Source organism: Halomonas halodenitrificans DSM 735 (assembly GCF_000620045.1).
GTDB lineage: Bacteria > Pseudomonadota > Gammaproteobacteria > Pseudomonadales > Halomonadaceae > Halomonas > Halomonas halodenitrificans.
Window position 1 is genome coordinate 112,348 of record NZ_JHVH01000009.1, and the last position, 14,681, is coordinate 127,028.

Annotated in this window: 12 protein-coding genes; 7 read left to right on the top strand and 5 right to left on the bottom strand. The window is 64.2% G+C overall.

Going from position 1 to position 14,681, the window contains the following annotated elements:
- Positions 1-169: 169 nt before the first annotated feature.
- From parC to leuA, 4 genes are all read left to right on the top strand, one after another.
- Positions 170-2,431: a DNA topoisomerase IV subunit A gene (gene parC, locus Q358_RS0106370; RefSeq protein WP_027961289.1), complete on the top strand. Its 2,262-nt coding sequence runs from the start codon at positions 170-172 to the stop codon at positions 2,429-2,431.
- A 119-nt stretch (positions 2,432-2,550) separates the two neighbouring features.
- Positions 2,551-3,780: a phosphoserine phosphatase SerB gene (gene serB, locus Q358_RS0106375; protein WP_027961290.1), complete on the top strand. Its 1,230-nt coding sequence runs from the start codon at positions 2,551-2,553 to the stop codon at positions 3,778-3,780.
- Complete coding sequence (locus tag Q358_RS0106380; protein ID WP_027961291.1) at positions 3,777-4,601, top strand: ion transporter; 825 nt, start codon at positions 3,777-3,779, stop codon at positions 4,599-4,601. Before serB ends, Q358_RS0106380 begins: the two co-directional genes overlap by 4 nt.
- 343 nt (positions 4,602-4,944) lie before the next feature.
- The gene (gene leuA, locus Q358_RS0106385) at positions 4,945-6,651 is read left to right on the top strand and encodes a 2-isopropylmalate synthase (RefSeq protein WP_027961292.1); all 1,707 of its coding nucleotides are present in this window, start codon (positions 4,945-4,947) and stop codon (positions 6,649-6,651) included.
- Positions 6,652-6,837: 186 nt separating this feature from the next.
- Here leuA and epmB read toward each other — a convergent pair whose 3' ends face one another.
- Positions 6,838-7,818, bottom strand: coding sequence for an EF-P beta-lysylation protein EpmB (gene epmB, locus Q358_RS17930; protein WP_027961293.1), 981 nt, complete (start codon positions 7,816-7,818; stop codon positions 6,838-6,840).
- Positions 7,819-8,083: 265 nt separating this feature from the next.
- On the opposite strand from epmB, the gene efp reads away from it, so the two are divergent.
- The gene (efp, locus tag Q358_RS0106395) at positions 8,084-8,650 is read left to right on the top strand and encodes an elongation factor P (protein ID WP_027961294.1); all 567 of its coding nucleotides are present in this window, start codon (positions 8,084-8,086) and stop codon (positions 8,648-8,650) included.
- A gap of 193 nt (positions 8,651-8,843) precedes the next feature.
- Positions 8,844-9,818: an EF-P lysine aminoacylase EpmA gene (epmA, locus tag Q358_RS0106400; protein ID WP_027961295.1), complete on the top strand. Its 975-nt coding sequence runs from the start codon at positions 8,844-8,846 to the stop codon at positions 9,816-9,818.
- Here epmA and asd read toward each other — a convergent pair.
- The 3 genes from asd to rsgA form a co-directional block, all read right to left on the bottom strand.
- Positions 9,815-10,651, bottom strand: coding sequence for an archaetidylserine decarboxylase (asd, locus tag Q358_RS0106405; protein ID WP_027961296.1), 837 nt, complete (start codon positions 10,649-10,651; stop codon positions 9,815-9,817). The genes epmA and asd overlap by 4 nt on opposite strands.
- Positions 10,652-10,806: 155 nt before the next feature.
- A complete protein-coding gene (locus tag Q358_RS0106410) occupies positions 10,807-11,640 on the bottom strand; it encodes a sulfurtransferase (protein ID WP_027961297.1) in 834 nt (277 codons plus the stop codon).
- A gap of 26 nt (positions 11,641-11,666) precedes the next feature.
- The gene (gene rsgA, locus Q358_RS0106415; RefSeq protein WP_027961298.1) at positions 11,667-12,701 is read right to left on the bottom strand and encodes a small ribosomal subunit biogenesis GTPase RsgA; all 1,035 of its coding nucleotides are present in this window, start codon (positions 12,699-12,701) and stop codon (positions 11,667-11,669) included.
- Between the two features lie 96 nt (positions 12,702-12,797).
- Here rsgA and orn point away from each other — a divergent pair, with 96 nt between their 5' ends.
- Entirely contained in the window at positions 12,798-13,403 is a 606-nt protein-coding gene (gene orn / locus Q358_RS0106420; protein ID WP_043487761.1) for an oligoribonuclease, read from the top strand.
- Between the two features lie 178 nt (positions 13,404-13,581).
- Here the strand turns inward: orn and Q358_RS0106425 are convergent, their stop codons facing one another.
- Positions 13,582-14,613, bottom strand: a complete 1,032-nt coding sequence (locus Q358_RS0106425) for a LacI family DNA-binding transcriptional regulator (RefSeq protein WP_027961300.1) — start codon at positions 14,611-14,613, stop codon at positions 13,582-13,584.
- Between the last annotated feature and the right edge of the window lie 68 nt (positions 14,614-14,681).

Sequence of the window (14,681 nt, forward strand, 5' to 3'; positions counted from 1 at the left end):
TTTGGGGTCAGACCCCAAAAACGATCTGGCGGATATCGAGGTGTGATCCGGCTTCGCCGGGAGCTTCACGGCTGGGGTCTGACCCCAAAAAAGCGGCCTTGGCGGCAGAGTCAAATCGGGCATCCGCGTTGTACGGCAGTAGTCATGCAATCATGAAAGAGGTCACCGAATGACCATGGATATCCAGGTGGCGGAGGGCGACGTCGAACGCCTTTCGCTGCGCGAATACACCGAGAAGGCGTACCTCGACTACTCGATGTACGTGATTCTCGACCGGGCGCTGCCGCATATCGGCGACGGCATGAAGCCGGTGCAGCGCCGTATCATCTACGCCATGCGCGAGCTGGCCCTCAATGCCAGCGCCAAGTACAAGAAGTCGGCGCGTACCGTCGGCGATGTGCTGGGCAAGTTCCACCCCCACGGCGATAGCGCCTGCTACGAGGCCATGGTGTTGATGGCCCAGCCGTTCAGCTACCGCTACCCGCTGGTGGATGGCCAGGGCAACTGGGGCAGCCCCGATGATCCCAAGTCCTTCGCGGCCATGCGCTATACCGAGGCGCGGCTGGCGAAGTTTGCCGAGGTGCTGCTCGCCGAACTGGGCCAGGGCACCGTGGACTGGGCCCCCAACTTCGACGGCACCATGAATGAGCCCGTGGTGCTGCCGGCCCGGCTGCCGCACGTGCTGCTCAACGGCGGCACCGGCATCGCCGTGGGCATGGCGACGGATATTCCCCCGCACAATGTGAACGAGGTGGTCGAGGCCACCTGCCACCTGCTGCGCCACCCCGAGGCGACCACCGCGGATCTGATCGAGCACCTGCCGGCACCGGACTTCCCCTCGAAGGCCGAGATCATCACGTCGCGTGCCGACCTGCGCAAGGTCTACGAGAGCGGGCGGGGCTCGGTGAAGCTGCGCGCCCGCCATGTGCGGGAGGAGGGCAGCGTGGTGATTACCGCGCTACCCTATCAGGTCAGCGGCGCCAAGGTGCTCGAGCAGATCGCCGCCCAGATGCAGGCCAAGAAGCTGCCCATGGTGGCCGACCTGCGTGACGAATCGACCCACGAGGAACCGACTCGGCTGGTGATTGAGCCGCGCTCCAATCGTGTCGACATCGAGGCGCTGATGGCGCACCTGTTCGCCACCACCGATCTCGAGAAGAATATTCGCATCAACATGAACGTGATCGGCCTGGACGGCCGGCCGCGGGTGATGCCGTTGCCCGACATGCTCGGCGAATGGCTGCGCTTCCGGCGCGCTACGGTGCGCCGACGCCTGGAGCATCGCCTGGGCAAGGTCGAGGACCGCCTGCACCTGCTCGAAGGCCTGCTGATCGCCTACCTCAATATCGATGAAGTGATCCGCATCATCCGCGAGGAAGACGCCCCCAAGCCTGCGTTGATGGAGGCCTTCGGCCTCAGCGATCGCCAGGCCGAGGCGATCCTGGAGCTACGCCTGCGCCATCTGGCCAAGCTTGAGGAGATGAAGATCCGCGGCGAGCAGGACGAGCTCGAGGCCGAGCGTGACCATCTGCAGGAGCTGCTGGGCAACGAGGGCAGACTCACCGACCTGATCGAGGACGAGCTGCGCGATGCCGGCGAGGCCCACGGTGACGAGCGTCGCTCGCCCATTGTCGAGCGCGAGGAGGCTCGAGCGCTGTCGGAAGTCGAGCTGGTGGGCGCCGACCCGGTCACCGTGGTGCTTTCCGAGAAGGGCTGGGTGCGCAGCGCCAAGGGCCACGAGATCGATCCATCGGGGCTCTCCTACAAGGCCGGCGACCGCTTCCATCTCGCCGCCCGGGGCAAGACCAACCAGCCGTTGGTGCTGATCGACGAAACCGGCCGCGCCTACACCCTGCAGGCGCATAATCTGCCCAGCGCAAGAGGCCAGGGCGAGCCGGTCACCAGCCGGGTCAATGTGGTGGCCGGCGCGCATATCGCCGGTGTGATGCTGGCGCCGCCGGCGACTCGCTATCTGCTCGCCTCCGACGGCGGCTACGGCTTCGTCGCCCGCCTCGAGGAACTGGTGGGCAAGAACAAGTCCGGCAAGTCGGTGCTGACGGTGCCCAAGGGCTGCAATGTGCTGCCCCCGGTGATGGTGCCCGAGGACGAGGGGGCGCTGGTGGCCGGGGTCTCCAATGAGGGACGTCTGCTGCTCTTCCCCCTGAGCGAGCTTCCCGAAATGGCCAAGGGCAAGGGCAACAAGATGATCGATATCCCCGGCCCGCGGGCTGCACGGCGCGAGGAGTTCGTCCGCGACCTGGTGGTATTGCCGGCCGATACCGGCCTGGTGGTGCATGCCGGCAAGCGACATCTGACGCTCAAGGCCAACGATCTGGCCTATTATCTTGGCGAGCGTGGCCGACGCGGCAGCAAGCTGCCGCGTGGGTTGCAGAAGGTCGACCGACTGGAAAGCTTGAAGCCGGAAGCTTGAAGTCCCCGGCTTCGCCGGAAGCTGTAAGCCATAAGCTATAAGCTGTAAGTAAACCCATGATAGGCACGTCTTTCTTACAGCTTACGGCTTAAAGCTTACAGCTCATCAAAGGGGTTAACATGACAAGACGAATCTTGATCCGCGCCACCGGCGTGGCACGGCCGGGTCAGCTGGCCGGACTGGGCAAGGCACTGGCGACAAGCGGCGCGCGGCTGCTGGACATCAACCAGAGCGTGACCTTCGGCATGCTGTCGCTGGAGGCCCTGGTGGGCCTGGACCGCGATAGTGACCTCGAGGCCGCACTGGCGGCGGCGGGTGATGAGCTGGGCCTCGACGTCCAGGCGATTCAGGTCAGCGCCGAGGATTACCAGCGCTGGAGCAGCCAGGCCGGCCGGCCACGGCTGATCCTGACGCTGCTGGCGCCGCATTTGCCCGCAGGCATCCTGGCCGAGGTGGGCGCGCTGACCGCCGAGCATGGGCTGACGGTGGAGCTGATCCATCGCCTCTCAGGCCGAGAGCCGCTGGATGGCGGCGCGCCTCGCGACCACGCCAGCATCCAGGGCGCCTGTGTGGAGTGCTGGCTGCGTGGCGACGAGGTCGATCTCGATGCGCTACGCGAGAAGGCGCTGGAGCTGGGAGCCATGCACGGTGTGGATATCGCTATCCAGGAGGATTCCATCTGGCGCCGCCATCGTCGGCTGGTGTGCTTCGACATGGATTCCACGCTTATAAAGGCCGAGGTGATCGACGAGCTGGCGAGGCGCCATGGCGTCTATGACGAGGTCGCCGAGGTCACCGAGCGAGCCATGCGCGGCGAGCTCGATTTCCAGCAGAGCTTTCGCGAACGCATGGCCAAGCTCGAGGGGCTCGACGAGGCGGTGCTGGCCGAGATTGCCGAGGCATTGCCGCTGATGGATGGCATCGAGCGCCTGATGACCCAGCTCAAGCGCCTGGGCTATCGCACCGCCATCCTTTCCGGCGGCTTCACCTACTTCGCGCGTCACCTCCAGCAGCGCCTCGGCTTCGATGAGGTCCATGCCAACGAGCTGGTGATCGAGAACGGCAAGGTGACCGGGCAGGTGCGCGAGCCGATCCTCGATGCCGACCGCAAGGCCCTGCTGCTGGGCGAGATCGCCACCCGCGAGGGGCTGGCCATGGAGCAGACCATCGCCGTAGGCGATGGCGCCAACGATCTCAAGATGCTGGCCGCCGCGGGACTGGGTATCGCCTATCGCGCCAAGCCGCTGGTGCGCGCCCAGGCTCGTCACTCCATCTCGACGCTGGGCCTCGATGCCGTGCTCTACCTGATCGGCTACCGCCAAGGCGACCTGGAGGAGGCCGGGTCGTGAGCGTAAGCTTCGATACCTGGCGCGACCGTTTCGAGCGACTGCGCGCCAACAAGTTTTTCGAAACCGCGGTCATCGGCATCATCATTGTCTCGGCACTGCTGATTGGTGCCAAGACCTATGAGGAGACCAGCCGCTTCGAGCAGTGGCTATTGATGCTGGACGTGGCGGTGACGGTGTTCTTCCTGGTGGAGATCCTGATCCGCATGGCCGCGGAGCGGCGCCTGCGCGACTTCTTTCGCCGGGGTTGGAACGTCTTCGACTTCCTGATCGTTACTGCCAGCCTGGTTCCCCTGGACGACTCGGAGGTGGTGTTGCTGGCTCGCCTGCTGCGCATCTTCCGCGTGCTGCGCCTGGTATCGATGATTCCCGAGCTGCGCATGCTGATGGCGGCGCTGGTCAAGTCGATTCCGCGCATGGGTTATGTGGCGCTGCTGATGTTCATCATCTTCTACATCTATGCGGCGATCGGTAGCTTCCTGTTCGCGGATATCGACGACTTCCTGTGGGGTAATATCGCGACCGCCATGCTGACGCTGTTTCGCATCGCTACCTTCGAGGACTGGACCGACGTGATGTATGCCACCCAGGAGGTGCACGCCTGGAGCTGGCTCTACTACCTGACGTTTATCTTCCTGACCGCCTTTATCTTCTTGAACATGATGATCGGCATCGTGCTCGACGTGATGCAGAAGGAGAGTGTGCAGATGGAGATCGAGAGCGGGGAAGGGGAGGCTGCCGAGCTGCATGGCCTGCGTAATGACGTGCGCGAAATGCGTGATCAGCTTGCACGGATGGAGGCCCTGTTCGAACGCAGGAGTTGACAAGGCCCTTCAGGCCTGATTCTCTAGAGTCATGAAATTGACCGCGTACGACCTCGACCTACGACTACTAGCGCTAGCCTGAGCGCTGGCGGTGCCGCCTGCATCGCCGAGTCACTGCTCCTCACCCTGGAGCCCCGGTCGTAAAGAGGTCGTACCATGTCACCCATACCCGTTATCACATCCAGATTCCACTTCCCGGTTGTACCGGTGTCGTCTCCCGATGCCGATACCCGCCGAATCATGATCCTTCGTGCAGCGCCCCGACCCGCTTTCGGCCGTCGGGGCGCTGTCGTTTCCGAACGCCAGTCCGCCTGACGCCCTGTCCCTTGAGGAGAACGCACCCATGATGCTCGATAATCCTGCCGCCAAGTATCGTCCCTTCGTCGCCGTGGACCTGCCCGATCGTCAGTGGCCCAGTCGCCGCATCGAGCAGCCACCGATCTGGACCAGTGTCGATCTGCGCGACGGCAACCAGTCGCTGATCGACCCCATGGACCAGGAGCGCAAGCAGCGCCTCTTCGATCTGCTGGTGAAGGTCGGTTTCAAGGAGATCGAGGTGGGCTTTCCTTCCGCCTCCCAGACCGACTACGACTTCGTGCGCTCGCTGATCGAGGGTGATCTGATCCCCGATGATGTCACCATCCAGGTGCTGACCCAGGCCCGCGACCACCTGATCGATCGTACCTTCGAGGCACTCGAGGGCGCCAAGAGCGCCATCGTGCACGTCTACAATGCCACCGACCCGATGTTTCGGCGTGTGGTGTTCGGCGTCGACAAGCCCGAGTGCATCCAGATCGCCGTGGGGGCGACCGCCCGCATTCGCCAGCGCATGGAGGAAGCATCGGAAACCGACTGGACCTTCCAATATTCGCCGGAGCTGTTTACCACCACCGAGATGGACTTCGCCAAGGAGATCGTCGAGGCGGTCATGGACACCTTCGGTGCCAGTGCCGACAAGCGAATGATCGTTAACCTGCCGGCCACGGTCGAGGTGGGGACCCCCAACAACTACGCCGATCAGATCGAGTGGTTCTGCCGTAACATCAAGAATCGCCAGGCGCTGATCGTCAGCGTGCACCCGCACAATGACCGAGGAACCGGCGTGGCCGCCGCCGAAATGACCCTGATGGCCGGCGCCGACCGCGTGGAAGGCACCCTGTTCGGCAACGGCGAGCGTACCGGCAACGTGGATATCGTCACCATGGCGATGAACATGTACACCCAGGGGGTGCATCCGGCACTCGACTTCTCCAATATCACGCCGATCATGCGTGAGGTGGAGTACTGCAATCAGCTGCCGGTTCATCCGCGCCACCCCTATGTGGGCGATCTGGTGTTCACTGCCTTCTCCGGCTCGCACCAGGATGCCATCAAGAAGGGCATGGTCGAGCGTCGGGCCAACCCTGACGCCGTCTGGGATGTTCCCTACCTGCCCATCGATCCCCTTGATGTGGGCCGCAGCTACGAGGCGGTGATTCGCGTCAACAGCCAGTCCGGCAAGGGGGGGATCTCCTACCTGCTGGAGCAGGAGCATGGCATCGAGCTGCCGCGCCGCCTCTCCATCGAGTTCAGTCAGGTCGTGCAGGAGGTGGCCGATCGCACCGGCAAGGAGATCACCTCCGAGATGATCTACCATGCCTTCGCCGATGAGTATCTCGAGCAGACCTCTCCCTTCGGTCTGGTCAGCCATCGTCTCTCCTCCGAGCCCGATAGCCCGACGGTCAGCCTGGAGGCGACCATCGAGAAGCACGGTGAGCGTCGCACCATCAGCGGTCAGGGCAATGGCCCGCTGGCGGCCTTTATCAAGGCCCTGGAAAGCGCCGGCGATGACGTGGAGATCATCGACTATCACGAGCATTCACGGGGCCAGGGGTCCGACGCCGAGGCAATTGCCTATGTGGAAGTACGTATCGATGGCGAGGCGGTATTCGGCGTGGGGTCCGACGAGAGTATCACGAGCGCCTCGATGAAGGGCGTCATGAGCGCCATCAACCGCAAGCTCTCCACCCAGGCACCGGCGGCCAATGTGACCGCGGCCTCCTTAGCTTGAAGCCATAAGCTGGAAGCTTGAAGAAACCCCGATAGCCCCAGCCCAATGCCGATTCCTCGGCGTAGGGCTGGGGCTTGTTCTTCCCGGCCCCAAGCTTGAGCCCGCAAAACGGGCGTTCTTCCTGTTCCGAAGCAACCGGGAACTTCCAGCTTCAAGCTTCCAGGAGCGAAGCGACGCTCTTCCAGCTCAGAGTGGTGTCTTGCTGTTCTCGCCGGGAATCTCCCGGACCAGGCGGGGCATCAGGAACCCCGGCAGTTGCTCCCTGAGGCCCGCGACCAGTTCGCGGGCCTCGTCGTCTGGCACGTCGAAGTGGGCCGCCCCTTTTACCGGGTCGAGGACATGTAGATAGTAGGGCAGTACCCCGGCCTCGAAGAGCCGTTCGGAGAGCTCGGCCAGTGCCTCGACCGAGTCGTTGACGCCGCGCAGCAGCACGCTCTGATTCAGCAGGGTCACGCCGGCCTGCTTCAGTCGTGTGCAGGCGGCGATAACGGCCTCATCGATCTCGTTGGCATGGTTGATATGCAGCACCATTACCTTCTGCAGGCGTGTGGCCTCGAGCCAGCCGAGCAGGTGGGCATCGATGCGTTCGGGGATGACCACCGGCAGGCGGGTGTGGATGCGCACGCGCTTGAGGTGTGGAATGTCCTCCAGGCGTTGGATCAACCAGGCGAGGCGACGGTCGTTGGTGGCCAGGGGGTCGCCGCCGGAGAGGATCGCCTCGGCAATGCTGGGGTCGTCACGCAGGACGTCGAGGCTGGCTTCCCACTGCGCCGTCGAGGGGGAATTCTCGGCATAGGGGAAGTGGCGCCTGAAGCAGTAACGGCAGTTTACCGCGCAGGCGGGGCTGGTGATCAGCAGCACGCGGCCGTGGTACTTGTGAATCAACCCCTTGGCCGGCGTGTGGTCGGCCTCTTCCAGCGGGTCGTCGACATAGCCGGGTGCGGACCGTGCCTCCTCGCCCAGCGGCAGCACCTGGCGCAGCAGGGGGTCGTCAGGATCGCCGCGGTGCATGCGCGCCAGGAAGGCCTCGGGCACGCGCACCTCGAAGAGCGCGTGCCCTGCCTCGGCGCCGGGGAGCCAGTGTTCGTCCAGGCCCAGGCGTCGACAGAGTTCACGGGGGTCGCGGATGGCGCCGGCCAGCTGTGCCTGCCAGGCGGGTGGCAGCACGAGTGGCGAGACTTCTTCGCTCGAGGCTGATCCGTCGACAGGCTCCCCTCTTCGACCTGTCCCCAGCGCCTCTCGTCGTGGACGGTTCTGACTGCTCTCTGTGCCTTCGTCGTGGCGCTGCAAAGGGGCGTGGCTTCGGGTTATCATGCGCTATACCAGTCAATGCGAACGAGGCGCTGACCGTTCTGGCCTGCCTCGTCGAAAATTGTTTCCCGGCGCGTCGCGGGGTCTCCGGTGGCGCGCTCGACCATATGGATGAGTGAAGATGGCGAACTATTCTACCAACGAATTCAAGGGCGGTCTGAAGGTGATGCTGGACGGCGATCCGTGCAGTATCGTCGAGAATGAGCTCGTCAAGCCGGGCAAGGGCCAGGCCTTCAACCGCGTCAAGCTGCGCAACCTGATGACCGGGCGCGTTCTCGAGCACACCTTCAAGTCCGGTGACTCCCTGGAAGCCGCCGATGTCATGGAGCTGGAGATGGAGTACCTCTACACCGACGGTGACATGTGGTACTTCATGAAGACCGATGGCTCCTTCGAGCAGTACGCGGTCGAGAAGCGCGCCCTGGGCGACACCGGCAAGTGGCTCAAGGAGCAGGTGCCCTATACCCTGACCCTGTGGAATGACAATGCCATCAGCGTGGCCGCGCCGAACTTCATCGAGCTCGAGGTCACCGAGACCGACCCCGGCCTCAAGGGTGATACCGCCCAGGGCGGCTCCAAGCCGGCGACGCTCTCCTCCGGCGCCGTGGTACGCGTGCCGCTCTTTATCAACGAGGGCGAGGTGTTGAAGGTGGATACGCGGACCGGCGAGTACGTCTCCCGCGCTTGAGGTTCGGCCCTTCCTGCGCTCGCTCATATGGCGTTGAATCCCGAGACGGCTTGCTCATTTAGCGCTGCTAAACTCCGCCGCCTTACTCGGGATTCGCCTTGTCTGAGCATCGCTCGGAGAGGGCGTTAGCTAGGTTGTTACCGGCAAGGCCACGCTCATTTGGCGTGGCCTTCGTCATTGTGGAGGAGATGTGATGGCCGTCGACTGGCAGCCCACGGCGACGATCGCCACCCTGCGCCAGCGTGCGCGGTGCTTCGCCCTGGTGCGGGCCTTCTTCGCCGAGCGCGATGTGTGGGAAGTGGAAACCCCGGTGCTCGGCCATGGTGGCAGCACCGAGGTGCATCTCGCTTCCCTCTCGACCGAGGCAATCACCTCGGCGGGGCGGGAACGGCTGTGGCTGCAGACCTCGCCGGAGTTCGCCATGAAGCGCCTGCTGGCCGCCGGCAGCGGGCCGATCTTCCAGCTGGCGCGAAGCTTCCGCGATGGCGAGGTGGGGCGCCGTCATAATCTCGAGTTCACCATGCTGGAATGGTACCGCCCGGGCTTCGGCCTCGAGGCGTTGATCGAGGAGACCGCCGCGCTGGTGACCCGGGTGCTGGATCGTGACCCCGGGCCGCTGCGTCGGCGCCGCTACCGTGAGCTCTTCCGTGAGGCGCTGGGCATCGACCCCTTCACGGAGCCCCTGGAGGCACTGCGCCGGTTGGCCGGCGAACGGGGCGGGCTCTCGATGGCCGACAGCGATCGCGACGGCTGCCTGGATCTGCTGATGAGCTTCGTCATCGAACCGACGCTGGGACGCGACGGCCTCGATGCGGTGGTCGATTATCCCGCCAGCCAGGCCGCCCTGGCGCGCCATCATCGTGACCCCGAGGATGGCGCGCGAGTCGCCTCGCGCTTCGAGCTCTATCTCGATGGGGTGGAGCTGGCCAACGGCTACGATGAGCTTACTGATGCCGTCGAGCAGCGCGTGCGCTTCACCGAGGACAATCTCGCCCGGCGTGAGCTGGGCCTGCCCGAGGTCGACGTCGACGCCCGCCTGCTGGCGGCCCTGGAGAGCGGCCTGCCCGAAGGCAGCGGTGTGGCCCTGGGTCTCGACCGCCTTATCCAGCTGGCGCTGAGCAAGGAGAGTGTCGCCGAGGTAATAGCCTTCGCCACCCCGCGCTGTTAGGGACTGATCAGCGACTCTCCCATCTGCACCTTGGCGCCAGGCTCGAGCCTCTCGGCGAAGGTGACCGGCTCACTGAGCGCCATCACCACAGTGGAGCCGAGCTTGAAACGGCCCATTTCCTGGCCCTTCTCCAGACGCACCGGCGCATCGAAGCGCATGCGCTGTACCCCGCCCCGGGGCAGAGGGGTGATCTGGCCGGCCCACACCGTTTCGATGGCGGCGACGATCATGGCGCCCACCAGTACCATGGCCATGGGGCCGTGCTCGGTATCGAAGTGGCATACCAGGCGCTCGTTGCGGGCGAAGAGTCCCGGCACATGCTCGGTGGTGGCGGCATTGACCGAGAACAGCCGGCCCGGCACGTAGACCATTTCGGTCAGGGTGCCGGCGACGGGCATATGTACCCGGTGATAGTCGCTGGGTGACAGGTAGATGGTGGCGAAACTGCCGCCGAGATAGCGAGTCGCGGCCTCGGTATCGCCGCCCAGCAGCGCCTCGGCGGAGAAACGATGCCCCTTGGCCTGGAGCAGCTGGCCCGCCTCGATGGCCCCGAACTGTGACAGGCGACCGTCGGCGGGGCTGACCACACCCGCGCCGATGGGGCGTGCCTCGGCCTTCAGCGCCCGGGTAAAGAAGTCGTTGAAGGTGGCATAGGCGGTCGGGTCGGGCTCGGCGGCCTCGGCCATGTCCACCCCGAAGCGGCGGATAAAGGCGCGGACCAGGGTGTTCTTGAGGGCGGGCTGGCGGCACTCGGCCAGGTGCCCCACCAGCCGCGACAGCAGATGGTGGGGCAGGGGGTACTGGATCAAGGCAAATAGCTTGGCTAGGGACAAGGCAGGTTGTCTCCGAGGTGAATCGAGTTGGCTGTATCCGAGTCGTCTCCTTGGGGTCAGACCCCATACCGCCGGGGTCTGACCCCAAGGGGGCTTCCCCAAGGGGCTTGTTTGCGTACAGCGTATGGCTTACAGCGCCGGGCGCGGCCCGGTTCTTACGGCTTTTCGATGGGAGTGTCGTCGCGGTTGCCCCATTCCTTCCAGGAGCCGGCATAGCCGCGGATCTTCTCGAAGCCCAGCGCCTTGCCTACCAGCCAGGTGAGGCCGCTGCGGTGATGGCTCTGACAGTGGGTGGCCACTTCCATGTCCGGGGTCAGGCCCAGGGCTTCGAGCTCGGTAATCAGCTCCGCATAGTCGCGCAATCGCAGGCCGTGGTCGGGGTCCATGGCCTGGGTCCACTCCAGGTTGACGGCCCCGGGAATATGGCCGAGGTGCTTGTTCTGCCCCTTCTCGCCGCGGTATTCCGCAGGCGAGCGGGCGTCCCACACCGCGAAACCCTTCTCGCCGAGGCGCTCGGCGATCTCGTCGTATTCGATCAGGACCTCGGGGGCGAGGATCTCGGCCTGGTAGTCGCTGGGCGTGGGGCTACGGGCTTCGGTGGAGACTGGCTGGTTCGACGCACGCCAGGCGTGGATGCCGCCGTTGAGGTAGGAGTAGCGGGTGTGGCCGATAAGCTCCAGGGTCCACAGCAGTCGGCCCGCCCAGCCGCCACCCTCGTCGTCGTAGGCCACCACGTGGACGTCACGCGTCAGGCCCAGTTCGCTGAACAGCGCCGAGAGCTGCTCGACGCTGGGCTCCTGACTCGGGACCTCACCCTCCCCACGCATCAGACGGCCCTTGTCGAGGAAGGTGGCGCCGGGCACATGGCCCTCGGCATGGCTCTCGGCGCGCATGGGCACGTCGATGATCAGCAATGACGGGTCGTCCAGATGCTCGGCGAGTTGCTCCGGTTCGACGATCAGCGGCAGCAGGTTGGCTTCGGAACTCATGGGACTCTCCTTTGTGACGGGTCCATTCACCTCACTTCCAGCGAATCGAGGATGCGCCGATAGCTGGCGAATCGCTCGGGATGAATCTCTTCGCGCTCCACCGCGGCCAGCAGGGCACAGCCGGGCTCCAGGCGGTGGCGACAGTCGCGAAAGCGACACTGTCCGATATAGGGGCGGAATTCGACGAATCCCTCGGTGACCTGCTGTTCATCCAGGTGGCCGAGGCCGAACTCGCGAATGCCCGGGGAATCGATCAGCTCGGCGCCCTCGGCGGCCGGCAGCCGGTAGAGCCGCGCGGTGGTGGTGGTGTGTGTGCCCTTGCGAGAATCCTTCGACAACGCCCCGATGCGGAGTTCCTCATCGGGCAGCAGGCGGTCGATCAACGACGACTTGCCCACGCCGCTCTGGCCGACGAACACCGAGGTTCGACCGGCCAGCCGCGCCAGCAGGGTTGCCAGGCCATCCTCGCAAGAGGTGGACGTGGTGACCACCGGATAGCCCAGCGCCGCATAGCGCTGCAGCAGTGTCTTCAGTTCGCCGCCGTCATCGGGCAGCAGGTCGACCTTGTTGAGCACCAGCACCGGGGCGATGCCGGTGGCCTCGGCGGCCACCAGGTAGCGGTCGATCAGGTTGGCGTGGGGCTCGGGCTCCACCGCGAAGACAATCAGGATCTGATCGATATTGGCCGCCACCGGCTTGAGCTGGTGACGGGCGTCGGGGCGCTCGAGCACGCTTTCACGCTCGCCGCGGGCGACCACCACGCCCTCCACGATATGGCCCTCGGCATCGGTCCTGCCGCGCCAGACGACCCGGTCGCCGGTGACCAGGCCTTCGAGGTTGGCGCGCAGGTGGCAGCGCACCGACTCACCGTCGACGTCCGAGCGAACGTCCAGGGTGCGGCCGAAGTGGGCCATGACCCGACCCGGCTGTTCGGCGCCGTAGTCGCCCGCGGCGAGCAGCACCTCTTCCTGGACGTCGTGGCGGGTGGCGCGCTCGGCGCGCTCGGCCTGGACCTTCTCGATACGCCAGCGCTGCTGGCGGCTCAACTTGCGTTTGCTCATGGGACCCTAATGCTCGGTACAATACCGGCATTGTACTCATCCATCATGCCGGCTGTCGCGACGTTGCGATCCGGCCCCCGCAGGAGAAGGCTAACCATGAGCGTGAAGGCGTCAGCGAAAGGCGACAAGCAGGATCCCCGAAGGCAGCGTCTGGTCTGGATCGATCTGGAGATGACCGGCCTCGACCCGAACAAGGAGCGGATCATCGAGGTGGCCACCCTGGTGACCGATGCCGAGCTCAATACGATCGCCGAAGGGCCGGTGATCGCCGTCAAACAGCCCAACAGCCTGCTCGACGCCATGGATGAGTGGTGTACCCGCACCCACGGCGAATCGGGGCTGACCGCGCGAGTGCAGGCGAGCGATATGGATACCGCCGAGGCCGAGCGGCGCACCCTGGCGTTCCTGCAGGAACACGTCGAGCCCGGTACATCGCCGATGTGCGGCAACAGCATCCACCAGGACCGCCGCTTCCTGGAGCGGGAAATGCCCGAGCTGCTGGCGTTCTTCCACTACCGCAACCTGGATGTCTCCACCCTCAAGGAGCTGGCCAAGCGCTGGAATCCCGGTGCCCTGGCGGGCTTCAGGAAGCGCAACGTGCACCTGGCCATGGACGATATCAAGGAGTCCATCGCCGAGCTGAGCCACTATCGCAATACCTTTTTGCGTCTGCCGGGGCAGCAGGGCGACGAGGAGGAGTAGCCGGGCTTCGCCCGGAGCTGGATGACCGCCATTTCGCCCCTGGAAGCGAGAAGCTTGAAGAAAAAGCTTGATACCAGGGGTGGCGAGTTCATGCTCCCTGATGTGGCCCAGAAAACTGTTACCTTACTCAGCAACCTGTCTGAATACCTCATCGGGCATCCTGGCCTTCTGGTAAGGCTTATGTACTCTCGCCTGCGACAAGCACAAAACCTACGTCATGCTGTCGACGTGTGACTCGCTTGCCTTCCAACCGGTTGAGGAGCTCTTTTGCCGCTAGCCGCCCGATGCTGTCTCGGGGCGATCGAATGGTGGTCAAACGAGGAGTAATGTACTGACCCAGCGGTAATCCATTGAAGCCAGCGATCGCCATATCATCAGGTACTCGCATGCCGATTCGAAGGGCGTGGAGGAGGGCGCCGGTGGCCAGGTCATCGTTGGCGAAGTGGATGGCATCTGCGTCGGGATACTCGTTTCGAACGCGCTCGAGCCCCTTCATGCCCTCCTCCAGGCTGCCCAGCTGATCGAGCTCCAGCACTCTCGGTGTGATGTTGGCTTCCTTTAATACTTCGACATGACCGCTGTAGCGCATTTGAGCACGATAGTCATCATCGAGCCTGGCCCCTACATAGACCGGTCGTTGAAAGCCCCTGTCGAGCAGGTGACGTGCCATGGTGCGTCCCGCTGCAGCATGATCGAGTCCGACATTAAGATCCAGAGCATTGCCCAGCTCCATCACTTCCATCACTGGTCTGTCGCAGTCCTTGAGAAGTTTGCGGCAGGCATCAGTATGCCGAAGACCCGCTGTGACCAGCGCTGAGCAGGACCACCCTAGAAACGTTCTGACCAATTGCTGCTCTCGCTCGATGTCGTAATTTGTATTGCCCAGCAGGATTTGATAGCCCGCCGACTCGAACGTGGACTGCAGACCGTTGATCACCTCGATGAAGACCGTATTGGCCAGTGACGGCACGATGACGGCGATGAAACGCGAGCGCGAGGAAGCGAGGCTGCCCGCCACGAGATTCGGCACATAACCCAGGCGGTCCATGGTATCCAGCACACGTTGACGAGTCGCATCATTGACGCGGTCCGGAGCATTCAATGCCCGAGATGCCGTGATGGAAGAGACTCCAGCCATTTCCGCTACCTGAGCCAGAGTCGGTTGGGCGGTCCTCTTGCGGTGGCGCGGCTGTGGTGTGTGTTTAGACATTGGTCGCACTCGCTCTCAAGATACTTGCTGGAAGAAGGCTGATCCTCTACAACAATGGTAGCGCTAAC